General features: G+C 41.0%; 13 protein-coding genes and 1 pseudogene. 9 read left to right on the top strand and 5 right to left on the bottom strand.

The annotated features are described in order from the left end of the window. Positions 1 to 208: 208 nt before the first annotated feature. From trpS to V7K36_RS29160, 3 genes and pseudogenes are all read left to right on the top strand, one after another. Positions 209 to 1219, top strand: a complete 1011-nt coding sequence (gene trpS, locus V7K36_RS29170; RefSeq protein ID WP_335121145.1) for a tryptophan--tRNA ligase — start codon at positions 209 to 211, stop codon at positions 1217 to 1219. A gap of 58 nt (positions 1220 to 1277) precedes the next feature. Next, positions 1278 to 2198, top strand: a complete 921-nt coding sequence (locus V7K36_RS29165) for a methylenetetrahydrofolate reductase (protein WP_335121144.1) — start codon at positions 1278 to 1280, stop codon at positions 2196 to 2198. Between the two features lie 284 nt (positions 2199 to 2482). Next, positions 2483 to 3367, top strand: a pseudogene (locus V7K36_RS29160) (Rpn family recombination-promoting nuclease/putative transposase). Between the two features lie 169 nt (positions 3368 to 3536). On the opposite strand, the gene V7K36_RS29155 reads toward V7K36_RS29160, so the two are convergent. Both V7K36_RS29155 and ruvC read right to left on the bottom strand, forming a co-directional pair. Beyond that, positions 3537 to 3782 (bottom strand): hypothetical protein, encoded by a 246-nt coding sequence (locus tag V7K36_RS29155; protein WP_335121143.1) that lies wholly within the window; start codon positions 3780 to 3782, stop codon positions 3537 to 3539. A 373-nt stretch (positions 3783 to 4155) separates the two neighbouring features. Continuing rightward, entirely contained in the window at positions 4156 to 4647 is a 492-nt protein-coding gene (gene ruvC / locus V7K36_RS29150; RefSeq protein WP_334833348.1) for a crossover junction endodeoxyribonuclease RuvC, read from the bottom strand. A gap of 174 nt (positions 4648 to 4821) precedes the next feature. On the opposite strand from ruvC, the gene V7K36_RS29145 reads away from it, so the two are divergent. After that, entirely contained in the window at positions 4822 to 6192 is a 1371-nt protein-coding gene (locus tag V7K36_RS29145; RefSeq protein WP_335121142.1) for a gluconeogenesis factor YvcK family protein, read from the top strand. Positions 6193 to 6254: 62 nt separating this feature from the next. Then, positions 6255 to 6710 (top strand): tRNA (adenosine(37)-N6)-threonylcarbamoyltransferase complex ATPase subunit type 1 TsaE, encoded by a 456-nt coding sequence (gene tsaE / locus V7K36_RS29140; RefSeq protein WP_335121141.1) that lies wholly within the window; start codon positions 6255 to 6257, stop codon positions 6708 to 6710. A 788-nt stretch (positions 6711 to 7498) separates the two neighbouring features. Here tsaE and V7K36_RS29135 read toward each other — a convergent pair. After that, the gene (locus V7K36_RS29135) at positions 7499 to 8674 is read right to left on the bottom strand and encodes a patatin-like phospholipase family protein (RefSeq protein WP_335121140.1); all 1176 of its coding nucleotides are present in this window, start codon (positions 8672 to 8674) and stop codon (positions 7499 to 7501) included. A gap of 71 nt (positions 8675 to 8745) precedes the next feature. Next, positions 8746 to 10065, bottom strand: a complete 1320-nt coding sequence (locus V7K36_RS29130; protein ID WP_335121139.1) for a dihydroorotase — start codon at positions 10063 to 10065, stop codon at positions 8746 to 8748. 453 nt (positions 10066 to 10518) lie between these two features. On the opposite strand from V7K36_RS29130, the gene lepB reads away from it, so the two are divergent. The 3 genes from lepB to V7K36_RS29115 all read left to right on the top strand — a co-directional run bounded on the left by lepB (position 10519) and on the right by V7K36_RS29115 (position 12440). Beyond that, positions 10519 to 11160, top strand: coding sequence for a signal peptidase I (gene lepB / locus V7K36_RS29125; RefSeq protein WP_335121138.1), 642 nt, complete (start codon positions 10519 to 10521; stop codon positions 11158 to 11160). Between the two features lie 116 nt (positions 11161 to 11276). Continuing rightward, positions 11277 to 12068 carry an MOSC domain-containing protein gene (locus tag V7K36_RS29120; protein WP_335121247.1) on the top strand — a complete coding sequence of 264 codons (792 nt, stop codon included), beginning with the start codon at positions 11277 to 11279 and terminating at the stop codon, positions 12066 to 12068. A 75-nt stretch (positions 12069 to 12143) separates the two neighbouring features. After that, entirely contained in the window at positions 12144 to 12440 is a 297-nt protein-coding gene (locus V7K36_RS29115) for a HigA family addiction module antitoxin (RefSeq protein ID WP_335121137.1), read from the top strand. On the opposite strand, the gene V7K36_RS29110 is transcribed toward V7K36_RS29115, so the two are convergent. Beyond that, on the bottom strand, positions 12437 to 12565 hold the full coding sequence (locus V7K36_RS29110; RefSeq protein WP_335121135.1) for a transposase: 129 nt from the start codon (positions 12563 to 12565) through the stop codon (positions 12437 to 12439). The two genes, V7K36_RS29115 and V7K36_RS29110, sit on opposite strands and share 4 nt — an antisense overlap. 806 nt (positions 12566 to 13371) lie before the next feature. Here V7K36_RS29110 and V7K36_RS29105 point away from each other — a divergent pair. Further along, positions 13372 to 14646, top strand: a complete 1275-nt coding sequence (locus V7K36_RS29105; protein ID WP_335121134.1) for a hybrid sensor histidine kinase/response regulator — start codon at positions 13372 to 13374, stop codon at positions 14644 to 14646. Positions 14647 to 14828 lie beyond the last annotated feature (182 nt).

The following is a 14828-nucleotide window of genomic DNA, read 5'->3' as shown; positions in this document are numbered from 1 at the left end:
TCTCGACCTTTCGGAGAGAGGTTTTTAGTATACTTTTAGACTTTTCAAATGACCTCTTAGCAACGGAGAGAATCGACTCCAATATTTCAACGGCGAGTTGCGCTGGAAAGTGTCAAAATTAAATGAGTTTTGCTTAAGCGCAAACCGACTTGTCGCCAGACATCGCCACTTGAGATAACGCGGATTTGAGATAACTAAGTTGGAATTTATGGGCAAGCAACGTGTTCTTTCTGGAGTTCAACCAACCGGCAATTACCATCTAGGTAACTACTTGGGAGCCATTCGCAACTGGGTAGAAAGTCAGAGCGAATACGAAAATTACCTTTTTGTGGCTGATTTGCACGCGATTACAGTGCCACACGATCCAACACAGTTGGCAGCTGATACCTACACCCTTGCTGCTCTCTATCTAGCTTGTGGTCTTGATTTAAATCACTCCACCATTTTTGTACAATCCCACGTTTCGGCCCACAGTGAACTCACCTGGTTGCTCAACTGCATTACACCCCTAAACTGGCTGCAAGATATGATCCAGTTCAAAGAAAAGGCTGTTAAACAGGGAGAAAATGTCAGTGCAGGCTTGTTGGATTACCCTGTGCTAATGGCGGCTGATATTTTGCTTTACCAAGCGGATAAAGTGCCAGTGGGTGAAGACCAAAAGCAACACTTGGAATTGACACGGGATATTGCAGCTCGGTTAAATCACCAATTTGGTAAACCAGATCAACCAGTTCTGAAGTTACCAGATCCTTTGATTCGTAAGGAAGGGGCAAGGGTGATGAGTTTGGCGGACGGTACACGCAAAATGTCGAAGTCTGATCCTTCAGAATTAAGCCGGATCAGTTTGCTAGAATCACCAGAACAGATTCAATACAAGATTAAGCGTTGTAAAACCGATCCGATTCGTGGGCTGACTTTCGATGATCCCGCGCGTCCAGAGTGTAATAATTTGTTAACGCTGTATACATTGCTTTCTGGTAAAACGAAGGAAGATGTAGCAGTTGAGTGTCAGGATATGGGCTGGGGACAATTCAAGCCATTGTTGACAGACACAATTATTGAGTCCCTGAAACCAATCCAAGAAAAATATCAGGTGATAACGGCAGACAAAGGCTATCTAGAATCTGTGTTGCGGGATGGAGGGGAGAAAGCTAGGGCGATCGCCAATCAAACTTTATCACAAGTAAAATCTGCTTTAGGCTACTCTCTTCCTCTATAAGTTTTCCCTTTTAGGTGTGATTCGCTATACCATTTAAGAAATTGAAATTCTTAATTTTATGCATCACACCCATAGCCGGACAGCCTTCAAAAGAGCTGTACAAGCAGGTGAATTTCTCGTTACTGCCGAGGTAGCACCACCAAAAGGGGGAGATCCAGCGCACATGATTCAAATGGCGGCGACTCTTAAGGGAAGGGTTCATGCTGTCAATGTTACTGATGGTAGCCGCGCCGTGTTACGGATGTCTTCGTTAATGGCATCGGTGATTTTGTCACAAAACGGTATAGAGCCGATTTGTCAAGTTGCTTGCCGCGATCGCAACCGCATTGGTTTACAAGCTGATTTGATGGGCGCTCATGCCTTGGGTATACATAACATTTTAGCTTTGACTGGCGACTCAGTAAAAGCAGGCGATCATCCAGATGCCAAAGCTGTGTTTGACTTGGAAGCTGTGCGACTGCTGCAACTAATTCGGAAGATGAATCAAGGCGTTGATTGCAATGAGAAACCTTTGACTGATGGAGCGTTAGATTTATTTGTTGGTGCAGCAGTAGATCCGCAATGTAAAAGTTGGTCGGGTTTGCAAAGTCGATTTGAACGCAAAATTGAAGCAGGAGCGCAGTTTTTTCAAAGTCAGTTGATTACCGATTTTGAGCTGCTAGAAAAGTTTATGGACACCATTGCTGCTGGCTATAAAAAACCGATTTTGGCAGGAATTTTTCTGTTAAAATCGGCAAAAAATGCCCAGTTTATTAATAGATGTGTTCCGGGTGTAAATATTCCCCAACATATTATTGACAGATTGGCAAAAGCCAAAGACCCTTTTGAGGAAGGGATAAAAATTGCCGCCGAGCAAGTGCAAATAGTGCGGCAATTATGTCAGGGTGTCCACATGATGGCGGTGAAGCGTGAAGATGCGATCGCGCCAATTTTAGATTTGGCTGGGATTGCTCCAGTTAATCAGTTGGTATCCAAGTAAATGAAATGATGGATTTTTTTATTAAAGCAGATGGTTATTCCCATCTGCTTTTTTTTAATGCTGAATCAGACGCCTGACAATTCAGGTTATCTGGAAAACCTCACTTCTATTTCTCTCTCCTTTTAGGAGAGAGACTTTGAATTTTCACCCTTCCCGCATCGGCAAGGAGGTTAGGTTTTTCGTGGACTTTTTTACTTTTACATGACCTGAATTGTCAGAATCAAACACGTATACATTATTTTTGATAAACTTTGAATATCCAATTTTCGCTTGACTAAATCCAGGTGCAAACTGACAAAATATTTTATAGCTTATTTCAAGCTTTCCCTAGCATATTTTTTGCAATAATTGGCGATACGACTGTCAATTTCAACGCCTATGAATTTGTTTCAGTCGAACTAAAAGAAACTGCTTTTAGGATTGATGGGGTATTCATCCCTACAAGTGAAACCACAGACCAACCACTCTACTTTGTTGAAGTCTAGTTTCAATTAGACTTAACTTTTTATAGACGCTTCTTTGCCGAAATCTTTCTTTACTTACGTCAAAACGAATCAGTAAATTTTTGGCGTGCTGTCGTTATCTATCCCCAACGAAGTTTAGATCCCAACGATCAACTACCGTATCAGTTGCTGCTAAACAGTTCACAAGTACAACGCATTTATCTAGATGAATTAGATACGGGGGAGAACTCACTTCAAATTGCGATCGTTAAATTAATTATCGAAAGAGAAGAGACAGCCGTTGACAAAGGTAGAGAATTGATTTTGCAAGCAAGGCAACAACTTGCAGATGAAGCTACCACCAAGCAAATTGTAGAATTGATAGAGACTATTCTATTGTACAAATTTACCCGGTTAAGCCGAGAGGAGTTGGCAGAAATGTTGGGTATAGACGATGAATTCAAAAAAACAAGGATGTACCAATCAATCAAGGAAGACGGCTTGGAAGAAGGTCGGCAACAAGGTCGGCAAGAAGGTCGGCAACAAGGTCGGCAAGAAGGTCGGCAACAAGGTCGGCAACAAGGTCGGCAAGAAGGTCGGCAGCAAGCTAAGTTGGAAGCTATTCCCCGGTTGTTGGTATTGGGGTTGAGTGTGGAACAAGTGGCGGTGGCTCTCGATTTGACAGTGGTGGAAATACAGCAAGCAGCCCAGAATCAGTCTGGCTGATAGTAGGCGCTGCTTGAGTATTGCGCTTTATCTTTGAAAATACTCTGCTGTATATTGCTTAAGCAAAGTGTGTAAGATATCAGTCAATAAAATTTTTTACATGAAGTGCGATCGCCTCTTTTGTATCTAGTTTTACTAAACCAGAAGCGATCGCCCTTAAAAACCTGGATTACATCTTACCGTGTTGCATCACTTCTTGTAGATGTCGGCGAACCTCTTGTGCTTGCTCAATATCAGATTGGCGCAATTTTTGGAACAACTCTACACAAGGCTGAGAACCTACTTGCTCTGCATCTTTGATGTAGGTATCGTAAGCCTTAACGGCTTCAGCCTTATTGTGCAAAACGGTGACAAAATCATACTCCAAGTTGCTAATTGGTTCTTGAGACTGTCCGTTACCTGTATTTGTAGCCATTCCTTGAACCTCTTTTAGGATTTCTAATTAACTTTATACTCACCCTTAAAGAGGGATTCATCTCCCAAAAAGAGTATAGTTCAATACCTCGCAAGGTACTTTCGACGTAGGTTATAGTATCCAGCGTGTAGGCGTAGCCCGTCGTAGACATCGCCTCCCAATTATCTCAGCATTATCCAATCTCGTTTTTCCGTTAGTCGAGTTGCTGCTAGTTTAGCGGCGCGTAGCTTTTCAAAAGGTGATGTTTTGGCTATAAATAGCCAAAACATTCCTGAATATGCGATCGCTTTCCATGCCGTAGCAAATTTCCAACTTTATTCTCTAGTTTCCAAGTTTATTATTCAGTTTCCAACTTTATTCTCTTTTTACAAACCTACACCTGAAACCAAGCAGTCAATGCTACTGCCAAAGCATCCGCAGCATCATCTGGCTTGGGAATATCATCTAAATCTAACTCCCGCGCCACCGCCTCTTGCACTTCTGACTTATCAGCATTGCCATAACCTGTTAAAGCTTGTTTAATTTGAGCGGGAGTAAACTCTACGTAGGGAAGACGACGCTGGCCCAACACCAAAATGAGTACACCCCGTGCCTGTGCAACGACGATTGTACTTGACATCCGATAGAAGAATAGTTTCTCGATCGCCACCAAATCCGGTTGCAACTCCTCCATCAGGGTATGTAAATCATCAAACAAAGTACATAGGCGCTGCCCCATTTCTACATCTGCTGACGTTCTGATTACCCCAAAATCCAGCATATTTACTGTAGTCTCTTGCACCTTGTGAGAAATTTGTGTGCAGGTAATTGCCCCAAATCCTAAAATTGCCAGCCCTGGATCTAATCCTAAAATTCGTTTTTCCATTAAATTCACTTTTACCAAGCCAGGCTATTGTTTAACTAGAAATATTGGCAATCTTCACAACTTGCTCTTAGTCTAATGGGATTGACAAATATAATAGTTCCACGCCTGGTGTTTTAAACCAAGTGGTATACATTTTCTGTTAATTATTGTTTGTAGCACTGCTCCAAATCAGGTATGTCAATTGGTTTTCTCAGACAAGCCCTCAACGCCCTGCAAAAGCAGTCGCGCTCTCGTACTTCCTATCGGGTTAACCAGTGGTTCAAATGGTTATCCCCTGGACTATCGGTAAAACGTTGGTTGTTGATCAGTGTTGGAGGTGTACTGCTAGCGAGTTTGGGGTTAGCTATTTGGATTAAGCTGACCCCAATTTTTTGGATGATCGAGTTGTTTAGGGGTTTCCTGGGAGTAATCACCAACCTCTTACCGAACTATATCAGTGGGCCTTTGGTGCTGCTTGGCGGCTTGCTGTTAGTGCTTTGGGGGCAAACTCGCACCGTAGGCTCAATTACTAAGGTACTAAGAGCAGAAGGTGGAGAAGAACTCATCGATGTCTTGCTCGCCCATCGTCGATTGTACCGAGGCCCGAAAATAGTAGTAATTGGTGGTGGTACGGGACTTTCTACGTTGTTGAGGGGACTGAAAACCTACAGCGCTAATATTACTGCGATTGTCACTGTCGCCGATGATGGTGGATCTTCTGGGCGGTTGCGTGAAGAGTTTGGAGTGCTACCACCAGGGGATATCCGCAATTGTTTGGCTGCACTAGCAGATGAAGAAAAGTTATTAACAGAATTGTTTCAATACCGTTTTCGGGCTGGAGATGGGTTAACGGGTCACAGTTTTGGCAATTTGTTTTTAACGGCAATGAGTGATATTACTGGAGATTTAGAACAAGCAGTTGCAGCCAGTTCCAAAGTGCTAGCGGTACGGGGACAGGTACTACCAGCAACTCTCAGTGATGTTCGCCTCTGGGCAGAATTAGCCGATGGTCGTCGCATTAATGGGGAGTCTAGCATTCCCAAAGCTGGCGGTAAAATTGTTAAAATTGGCTGCATTCCAGCTAATCCTCCGGCGGTGCCAGCAGCTATTAAGGCACTTAAAGAAGCTGATTACATCATTATTGGCCCAGGTAGCCTTTATACAAGTCTGATCCCTAATTTATTAGTACCAGAAATTGCCGATGCGATCGCTCAAACAGATGCCCCCCGTATTTATATCTGCAATATCATGACTCAACCAGGAGAGACTGAAGGCTACACTGTTGCCGATCACATCAGAGCAATTGATGCTGCTTGTGGGCAAAGACGGCTATTTGATGCTGTGCTAATACACAACAAATCCCCCTCGGAGCAATCACTCATCCGCTACGCCCAACAAAACTCCCATCCCGTTTTCCTGGATAGAGAAGCCGTAACTCAGCTAGGGCGAAGGATTGTTCCAGCTAATGTTTTGTATGAAGATGAAACGGGTTTTGTACGTCACAATCCGCAGAAATTAGCACGAGTGTTATTGCGGTGGTACGGTAGAGCTCATCATGGTAGGTAGTGATTAGTCATTAGTCATTTGTGAATAACCAATCCCTCATGCCCCATGCCCAATGACTAATTATGAAAATTTTTCTTGCAGATACAGAGGCGACGCTACGTTTAGGTATTACTCTTGGTGAATCCCTGACCCCTGGCAGTGTAATTTTACTAGAAGGTGATTTAGGTGCTGGTAAAACTACCCTAGTTCAAGGTATTGGCAAGGGTTTGGGAATTGCTGAACCCATTGTCAGTCCTACTTTCACCCTGATTAATGAGTATACAGAAGGACGCCTCCCCCTTTACCACCTGGATTTATATCGCTTAGAACCACAAGAAGTTGCAGCCCTGAATTTAGAAAGTTACTGGGAAGGTGTTGAAGTCATCTCAGGAATTGTGGCAGTTGAATGGGCAAAACGATTGCCCTATAAGCCAGATAGTTATTTAAGTGTGAGTTTAACTTATGGGCATGGGGGCACTCGTCAAGTCGAACTTATACCATTCAATTGTGCCATTAGCGAAGTTATTGCCGCGATTTAAGCTCATCTCCTGACTTACAGCTATTTTCAGGTAAATAGACCACGCGGTAGGGGCACAGCAATGCTGTGCCCTGACGACAAATGTGGTTTAAATACTTGAATTCTGCTGTAAGTACAAGGAATTTCACTTTTTTGATCACAACACTAGAAAATTTCTACAAATAGTCGAGGAAGAACTCTACACTCGTCCTATCTGCCACTACCACGCTCACCATTGTCAGTCCCTAACATTGTTATCTAAACCAAAAATAAATGAAAGAATTGTTCAACAGCAGATATATTGCAACAGTGCCAATGTAAATAAACTGTTGTTGGATTAAATGAGAGTTTTTACAGAACTTAGTCAGCTTGGTTGAACCAGATTAGTTATCTACTGTCATTCAGAGATCCAATCGAGATTATTTAGCAGCGAAAGCTAGTAGAGAAAAGTTAAATAACAATAAAGTTCTGTAGAAGTCGGTCGTCTAACTTTCCTTACACTTAGTATTCCCAAGTTAGGTTCACAATCTATACAAAAGAAGAAACTAGTTTATGATTTAAAAAAAAAAGTTTAAATAATTTTATTTAGCAAATAATCCTTCTATTTACATCTGTAATTAGCGCTGATATCAAGGAAATATTAAATAAAAATATCTCGTATTTTATACGTTGATTATGTATAAAATGCGAGATATTTTATCCTCTACCAATCCGATTTTATTAGTGAACTAATAATTAAGGACTTTAATCCTTATTTTCTAAGCACTAAAGTCCTTACTACAAACCCTTTATTACTAGCTTGACAAAGTACTAGTTATCTCTAATGAAAGAGGCGATCGCCTCTTTTATCGGAAAACCGGAGTCGTCTCTGGTATAATACGTCAGACCTCGATCAATGAATGCAGAGGTAGTATCTATTAATTGCTGAAGAACCTCAGAACTAGCGTTATCTATTTCTTGATTGACTTTTTCCCCTGTAAATCGGTTTTTTCGATCTTCTGGAGGTAATACAATCCGAGGATCTTTATAAGTTTCTTCTGGCTTGGGTTTAAATGTCTCATTTAAGTCAAACTGAAGACGTAAGTAACGTTTAGAATCGTATCCGCCCATGATTTGTCGGGAAATTGTACTACCAATCTCAGATGTCGGTTCCATAAAGATATTAGTAAGATTTTTTGCCCAGTCGAAGCCTCTCCATTTGCTTATTTGCTTATATTGATATGGTTCACCAGTTTGACCTGTGCCAATAGAAAGGATAGAAATATCTTCCAATCGCAGATTATCCAGTTTATATTTTTGCTTGATTGTTGGAGAGACTGAAGACTGACTAATCCTCATAACTAGACTCAAAGCTGCCAGAGACGGGTTGTTAGCAGAAACTCCTCCATCAATGTGTGGGAATTCCCAATCACCAAATTTTTCTTTATCTACAGGTTCTAATTTATATGGTGGGAAAAAAGTAGGAGCTGAAGCAGAAGCGGTACATATCTCCCATAAATAACAGTCATCGTACCATCTGTCTCCTAGATCGGGATGACAATTTGTAAAAAAGGTTGTATTACGATATAGCGTATCGTAAGCAAGAATCAAAATAATCGGTTTTTCAATATCCTTTATTCTTGTGGATTTATACGCATCCTTGAGGACGCTAATAATTCCATCATGAGAATATTTAGGTGGTGAAAGTACATTCAAAATGGATTTTATGATCGGCGGTAAGTTTTTGTAGCGGTCTTTTCTCTGCTGCGGGAATATATCTTTCCCCCGATCTCTATACAGTTCAATTAGTTCATCACTGTTTTTTCCAAGACCAATACCTCCTGTTAATATTGAACCAGTAGAAGTACCAGCAACCATGTCAAAGTATTCGTGTAAAAACTTTCCTTTCCCCTGATTTATAATTTCTTGCTCTACTTGTTGAAGTATTCGGGCTGCAATGACTCCACGAATACCGCCACCGTCTAAAGCCAAAATTTTGAAGGACATAGCAATTTTCCTTGATTATTTATTTTGATGTGTAACTATTTGTCTACTACATAAGCTTAAATAAATATTTGCTACAAGAAAGTTAAAGCTTGACCCCGCACTTGCGTATTTACCTGGCCTTTGTCATAAACTATCTCACCGCCGACAATGGTGGTTGTAGCCCAGCCGGTGAGGTTCCAGCCTTCAAAAGGACTCCAATGGCATTTGGTTAAAAGTTCCTCGCGCCGGACTGGACGATATGTGTTTAAATCTACAAGCACTAAATCGGCATCGTAACCAGGCGCGATCGCTCCTTTATTGGGAATACCATAAGCTACAGCTACGTTTTTAGACATCCAGTTCACAACTTGAGCCACACTACACTGTCCCTGCATCGCCGCAGTTAACATCAAAGCTAGAGAAGTTTCTACCCCAGGCATTCCCGAAGGACTATTGGGGTATTCTTGAGCTTTTTCTTCTAAGGTGTGCGGCGCATGATCTGTAGCAATGAAATCAATCACGCCATCGCGCAAAGCTTGCCAGAGAACTTCGTTATCGTGGGGCGATCGCAAAGGTGGATTCATCTGTGCTAAGGTACCAATCTGCTCATAAGCACTAGTATTCAACAACAAATGCTGTGGCGTTACCTCTGCTGTCACCCAACTAGGTTTATCCTGACGCAGCAAATCAGCTTCTTCGGCAGTTGACATGTGCAGAATATGCAGACGACGTTGATATTTTTGAGAAAGTTTTAATGCCAGTTGAGTTGCAAGCATTGCCGCTTGATTATCTTGAATTTGCGAGTGAACGGCAGGATCGTGAATATTGGCAAATTCTTGGCGGCGTTGGTTGATTCTAGCTTGATCTTCGGCATGAACGGCAATCAAGCGATCGCCTTTAGCAAATATAGCCTCCAATGCCGTTTCGCCATCAATCAGCAATTGACCATGCATCGACCCCATGAAAATCTTAATTCCCGGTGTTGGCTTTGCCAAAAGCAAATCTGGTAGATTCTCTGCTGTTGCCCCAATAAAAAAGCCATAATTAACCAAGCACTTCTGAGAGGCACGTTCTAACTTGTCGTCTAAAGCCTCCTGTGTCGTTGTCAGGGGGCGCGTATTGGGCATTTCTAAAAAGGAAGTGACTCCGCCTTTAGCACAGGCACAACTGGCGGTGAATAAATCTTCCTTGTGTTCTAGTCCAGGTTCACGGAAATGCACCTGCGGATCAATAACTCCCGGCAACAAAGTTAACCCTTCTGCGTCAATTTCAGTGGCTAGTGCTGTTTGGGAGATTTCTGGCGCAACTTCGACTATTTGGCGATCGCGCGTCAACACATCCCCAATCATCAGTTCACCATTGGGTAAGATTATCTGAGCGCGGCGAATCAGTAAAGTTTTTGGAGATGACATAGGGATAAGGAATTTAAAATGGGGAAATGCAATCTTGGCAAGTATCCTGGCTATCGAATCAATCTAAATTCAAGCAACGGCAGCTTATGTGTTATGAAGAACTATGCTTTTAGGTTAAACTGAGTCGCGATCGGAGTAACTAATTTTTGCCGCGCCTAAAAAAAGTTTATTTTTAATTTATGAAAAAACCCGTCAATCAATTTTGGATTTTAGATTTAGGATTTGGGATTGATCGTATCCTAGAACACCAATTCTGTAATCCTGGAAGAACCTCTCCCCCAACCCCTCTCCGTTTCGGAGAGGGGAGTTTAGCTAATCTCAAACCTACAATCTAAAATTGGTAGTCAAGATGCGAACATGACTAGGAAATTAAAGTTTTCCCGTTAAGATTAACAGATAAAGTCTCACTAGGCGAGTTAATTACCTAAATTTTTACTTCAGTTAAGTAATTTCATGCAAAATCAAGTGTCTGATAACAACTCTAGTCAACAACCTGATAATTCCTGGATCGCAGAGCTAGGTAGAACAATTGTATTGAGCATTGTTCTAGCTCTGGGAATTCGTACCTTTGTTGCTGAAGCACGCTGGATTCCTTCTGGATCGATGGAACCAACTCTGCATGGTACGCCCAACCAGTGGGAGGCAGACAAAATCATTGTCGATAAGTTGAAGTATAAATTTGCTGACCCGCAACGGGGAGATATCGTAGTATTTTCACCTACAAAAGAGCTACAAAAAGAACAATATCAGGATGCTTTTATTAAACGTATAATTGGCCTACCTGGAGAAAAAGTACAACTTAAGGATGGCAAAGTTTATATCAACAACAAATCCCTCCCAGAATCTAATTACCTAAGTTCTGGGCAGAGTACAGTCATTGATGTTTGCCAATCAGGGCCACAGCCACCTTTTTTGGCAAAACCCCAGACTATACCAGCCGATTCATATTTAGTACTAGGTGACAATCGTAACAATAGTTATGATGGCCGCTGCTGGGGTCTTGTCCCCCGCCAGAATATTATTGGACGTGCTGTACTCCGCTTCTGGCCTCTAAATCATATTGGCGGAATCGATAAATCGCCACTATATCCATAATTAACAATATTAATAAAGTGGATAAGTAACAAAAGAATTTGAGATTTTAGATTGGGGACTGCTAAATCACCAATCTTTAATCCAAAATCCGAAGTCTAAAATCTAAAATTGCTATGATGCCTTACCTAGCAAAGATTTTATTGTATCCAGTTAAGTCACTAGATGGTGTTGAAGTTGAAAACGCTAGAGTTATTGCCAGTGGTGCACTACAGCATGATCGCGAGTTTGCTATTGTTGACGAACAGGGTAGATTTGTCAATGGCAAGCGTCATGCTAAAATCCATTTACTAAGGGCGCAATTTACACTTTTAAATAGAACTATCTCGTTGCAAATCCCAGGCTGCGACTTACAAAAAATTTTTCATTTGGATGAGCAACGGCAAGCATTAGAAGCAACTTTGAGTGATTTTTTTGAGTTTGCTGTCACCTTAAGGCAAAACTCTCTGATGGGTTTTCCTGACGATACATTTTCACCTGGCCCAACGGTAATTAGTACAGCAACGTTGACAGAAGTAGCTTCTTGGTTTCCGGGTTTAAGTGTAGATGAAATGCGCCGTCGGATGCGTGCCAACATCGAGATTGATGGTGTACCAGCATTTTGGGAAGATCAGCTATTTAGTGAACAAGGTAATTTAGTCTCCTTTCAAGTAGGAGATGTACAATTTTTTGGGGTTAACCCATGTCAGCGTTGTATAGTGCCAACACGCGATTCTTACTTAGGGAAAGCTTACCCAAACTTTCAAAAAATCTTTGCTACCCAGCGACAAGCAACTCTGCCAAATTGGGTTGTTTCATCGCCTTTTAATCACTTTTACAGATTGAGTGTCAATACCCAATTACCCCCATCGTCAGCCGGAAAAATTTTACAACTTGGCGATGAGGTTGAGATACTTCCACAACAAAATTAACATTTATTTAAAATAAAAAATACTAAGTAAATTTTTTGGGATTTTTTTGTTTTTACTCTCTCTAGGAAATTGATTATGATAACCAAAAGAAAGCCGAGACATCCTGGCGCTTTGATTAAGCGTCAATATTTAGAACCTTTAAAAATGACCAATACTCAGCTAGCTGAGATTTTAGATGTTTCACGTAAAACAGTTTCAGAAATTGTTAATGAGCAAGCTGGTGTTTCTCCCACTATGGCGCTTCGTTTAGCAAAAGCTTTTCAAACGACTCCAGAACTTTGGTTAAATTTTCAGCAAAACTACGATCTTTGGAATGCTGCACAACAATCTGAAAGTTTGAAAAAAATATCTCCTATCAATTTACAGCCTTAGAAAAGCAACAAAGACTTTTCTGAAAGTAAGGAGAACTTGACTAGATTCGGGATGGTATGTTGAGGCGTTGCAGAGACTAAAACATGAACGTGGTCTTCCACTACCTCAAGACTTTCTACTTTCAACTTATAGACCAATACTTTGGGTTAAAGCCAAAAACCAAAACTAGCGTAAGTTGGATTAAGGAACGAAACCCAACATTTTTCGTGATTTGTTGGGTAACACGAATGTTCAACCCAACCTAGAAATATCTTTAACCCTAGGGTATTGACTTATAGACAATCGCAGTCTCGATTAGAACCTCTTTCAGAAACTCGGCTATTTCATCCTTTAATAAGATAATCTGCGCCTGCTATCTACTATACTGCTTTGACACTCTCAGCGTCTTTAGACGCTGAGATTCTTTAATCAATGAGCCGACTTGTTTAAGCAGGATTACTCGAACAAAAATAGAGGTCGATTCTCCTAAAGCGTTAATTCCGGTATGCCCTACCGTACTCGATTTTTGCATTTCATTTTTCACCAAATTTAGCTTTCCTAAACTGCAATACCGTTAGGTATGACTACGCACCCAACCAATTTAGTCAGGTTTTTACGTTGCTTAGTTATACTAAATTTTTTTACACTCGGCATCATATCAGATATACCGCGACCAGTCAAGGAGTTAGGGGAACTATTGTCACGCGAGTCGCTGATATCTCAGCCCTAAAGGGACTGAGCTTTACGCTTACCGGGTATTTCTGTAAGCAGGCTCTCAGGTTCGCAAACCTCATAACTGGCTAATAGCTTTGATCGTCTGTAAAACTCTCCAGCACTATGGGAGTTAAACTATAAATATAAGTATTTCGGTGAAATTGGTCAACAAATTTCAGGGTAATTTCAAAGAAGCATTTATTATTGTCAATAATCATCCGCCTAGCTTTTGATAATAATGCATTTTAATCAAACTAACCATCATAAAAGAAATATTTTGGTAGTCGATGATACCCCAGATAATTTGCGGCTTTTATCGGCGATGTTGACTGCACAAGGTTTTGAAGTTCGCAAAGCCTTAAACGGTAAAATGGCACTAACTGCGTGTCAAATGGTTTTGCCAGATGTGATTTTGCTGGATATCAATATGCCAGATATGAATGGCTATGAAGTTTGTCAACAACTAAAAGCTGATCATAAAACTTGTGAAGTCCCAGTAATTTTTATTAGCGCCCTGGATGATGTTGTAGATAAGGTAAAAGCCTTTGATGTTGGTGGTGTAGACTATATTGCAAAACCTTTTCATGGGGCAGAGGTTGTGTTGCGAATTGAAAATCAGATTAATTTACGTTTGCTCCAAGTTAAACTGCAAGAAAAAAACTTTTTACTCCAAGAGGCTCTTGATAACTTGAAAATAGCCCAAGTTAAACAGATTCAGAACGAAAAGATGGTGGCGCTGGGGCAGTTAGTGGCTGGGTTAGCTCATGAGATTAATAACCCGATCAGTTTTATCTATGGGAACCTCAAATATGCTGGTGAATATGTGCAAGACCTAGTAAATATGATTGAGGTCTATCAACACGAATATCCCAAACCCACACCAAAAATTCAGCAAATAGCTAAAAATCTAGACCTGAATTTTATAATTAAGGATGTGCAAAAGCTGATAGGTGCAATGTATAGAGGATCTGATCGCATTCGAGAAATTGTATTGGCGCTACAACACTTTTCTCGGCATGATGAAGCAGAGATGAAGCCGGTAAATATCCATGAAGACATCGAAAACACTTTGGTGATGTTACAACATCGACTCAGGGAAACAGCAGACCGTGCCGCAATTGTTCTAGTGAAAGATTATGGTAATTTGCCTCTAGTTACTTGTTATACAAGTGAACTAAACCAAGTATTTATGCATCTGTTAAATAATGCTATTGATGCAATAGAAGAAAGAGTGGGGAATCAATCTCCTACTCCCCAAATTCGGATTCATACAGAGGTGACAGACTTGAATATGGTCAAAATTGCGATCGCTGATAATGGCACTGGTATAAAAGAGTCGTTACGATCGCGTTTATTTGACCCATTTTTTACCACAAAACCTGTGGGCAAAGGTAGTGGGCTAGGATTATCCATTAGCTATCAGATTATCGTGCAAAAACACCGAGGAAATATTACCTGTACCTCCTCTGTTGGGCAAGGAGCAGAGTTTGCGATCGAAATTCCTATAGAGTAACCTGAGCCTTAAGTGAGAATATTTATAACTATGTTAAGAAATATAACGGACAAACTCCCCTTGAGCAGCACGAGCGATCGTTTGTGTTAAATCTTCTTGAGTTTGACGTAAAATCGTCTACCAGTGTGCTTCCAAAAATTGGATATTTTTTGAGTTGAAAGTCCCTTAGTTAGGAAATCCGG

Origin of the sequence: Nostoc sp. (assembly GCF_036919555.1) — a bacterium.
In the GTDB taxonomy this organism is placed as follows: Bacteria; Cyanobacteriota; Cyanobacteriia; order Cyanobacteriales; family Nostocaceae; genus Nostoc.
This window is presented reverse-complemented; position numbering and strand designations above follow the sequence as displayed.

Excerpts from the sequence above, each read along its gene's own strand:
- V7K36_RS29135 (WP_335121140.1), bottom strand. The coding sequence starts at position 8,674 with ATGTCCTTCAAAATTTTGGCTTTAGACGGTGGCGGTATTCGTGGAGTC.
- V7K36_RS29105 (WP_335121134.1), top strand. The coding sequence starts at position 13,372 with ATGCATTTTAATCAAACTAACCATCATAAAAGAAATATTTTGGTAGTC.
- V7K36_RS29115 (WP_335121137.1), top strand. The coding sequence starts at position 12,144 with ATGATAACCAAAAGAAAGCCGAGACATCCTGGCGCTTTGATTAAGCGT.
- ruvC (WP_334833348.1), bottom strand. The coding sequence starts at position 4,647 with ATGGAAAAACGAATTTTAGGATTAGATCCAGGGCTGGCAATTTTAGGA.
- V7K36_RS29155 (WP_335121143.1), bottom strand. The coding sequence starts at position 3,782 with ATGGCTACAAATACAGGTAACGGACAGTCTCAAGAACCAATTAGCAAC.
- V7K36_RS29130 (WP_335121139.1), bottom strand. The coding sequence starts at position 10,065 with ATGTCATCTCCAAAAACTTTACTGATTCGCCGCGCTCAGATAATCTTA.
- V7K36_RS29145 (WP_335121142.1), top strand. The coding sequence starts at position 4,822 with ATGTCAATTGGTTTTCTCAGACAAGCCCTCAACGCCCTGCAAAAGCAG.
- trpS (WP_335121145.1), top strand. The coding sequence starts at position 209 with ATGGGCAAGCAACGTGTTCTTTCTGGAGTTCAACCAACCGGCAATTAC.
- V7K36_RS29165 (WP_335121144.1), top strand. The coding sequence starts at position 1,278 with ATGCATCACACCCATAGCCGGACAGCCTTCAAAAGAGCTGTACAAGCA.
- tsaE (WP_335121141.1), top strand. The coding sequence starts at position 6,255 with ATGAAAATTTTTCTTGCAGATACAGAGGCGACGCTACGTTTAGGTATT.
- lepB (WP_335121138.1), top strand. The coding sequence starts at position 10,519 with ATGCAAAATCAAGTGTCTGATAACAACTCTAGTCAACAACCTGATAAT.
- V7K36_RS29120 (WP_335121247.1), top strand. The coding sequence starts at position 11,277 with ATGCCTTACCTAGCAAAGATTTTATTGTATCCAGTTAAGTCACTAGAT.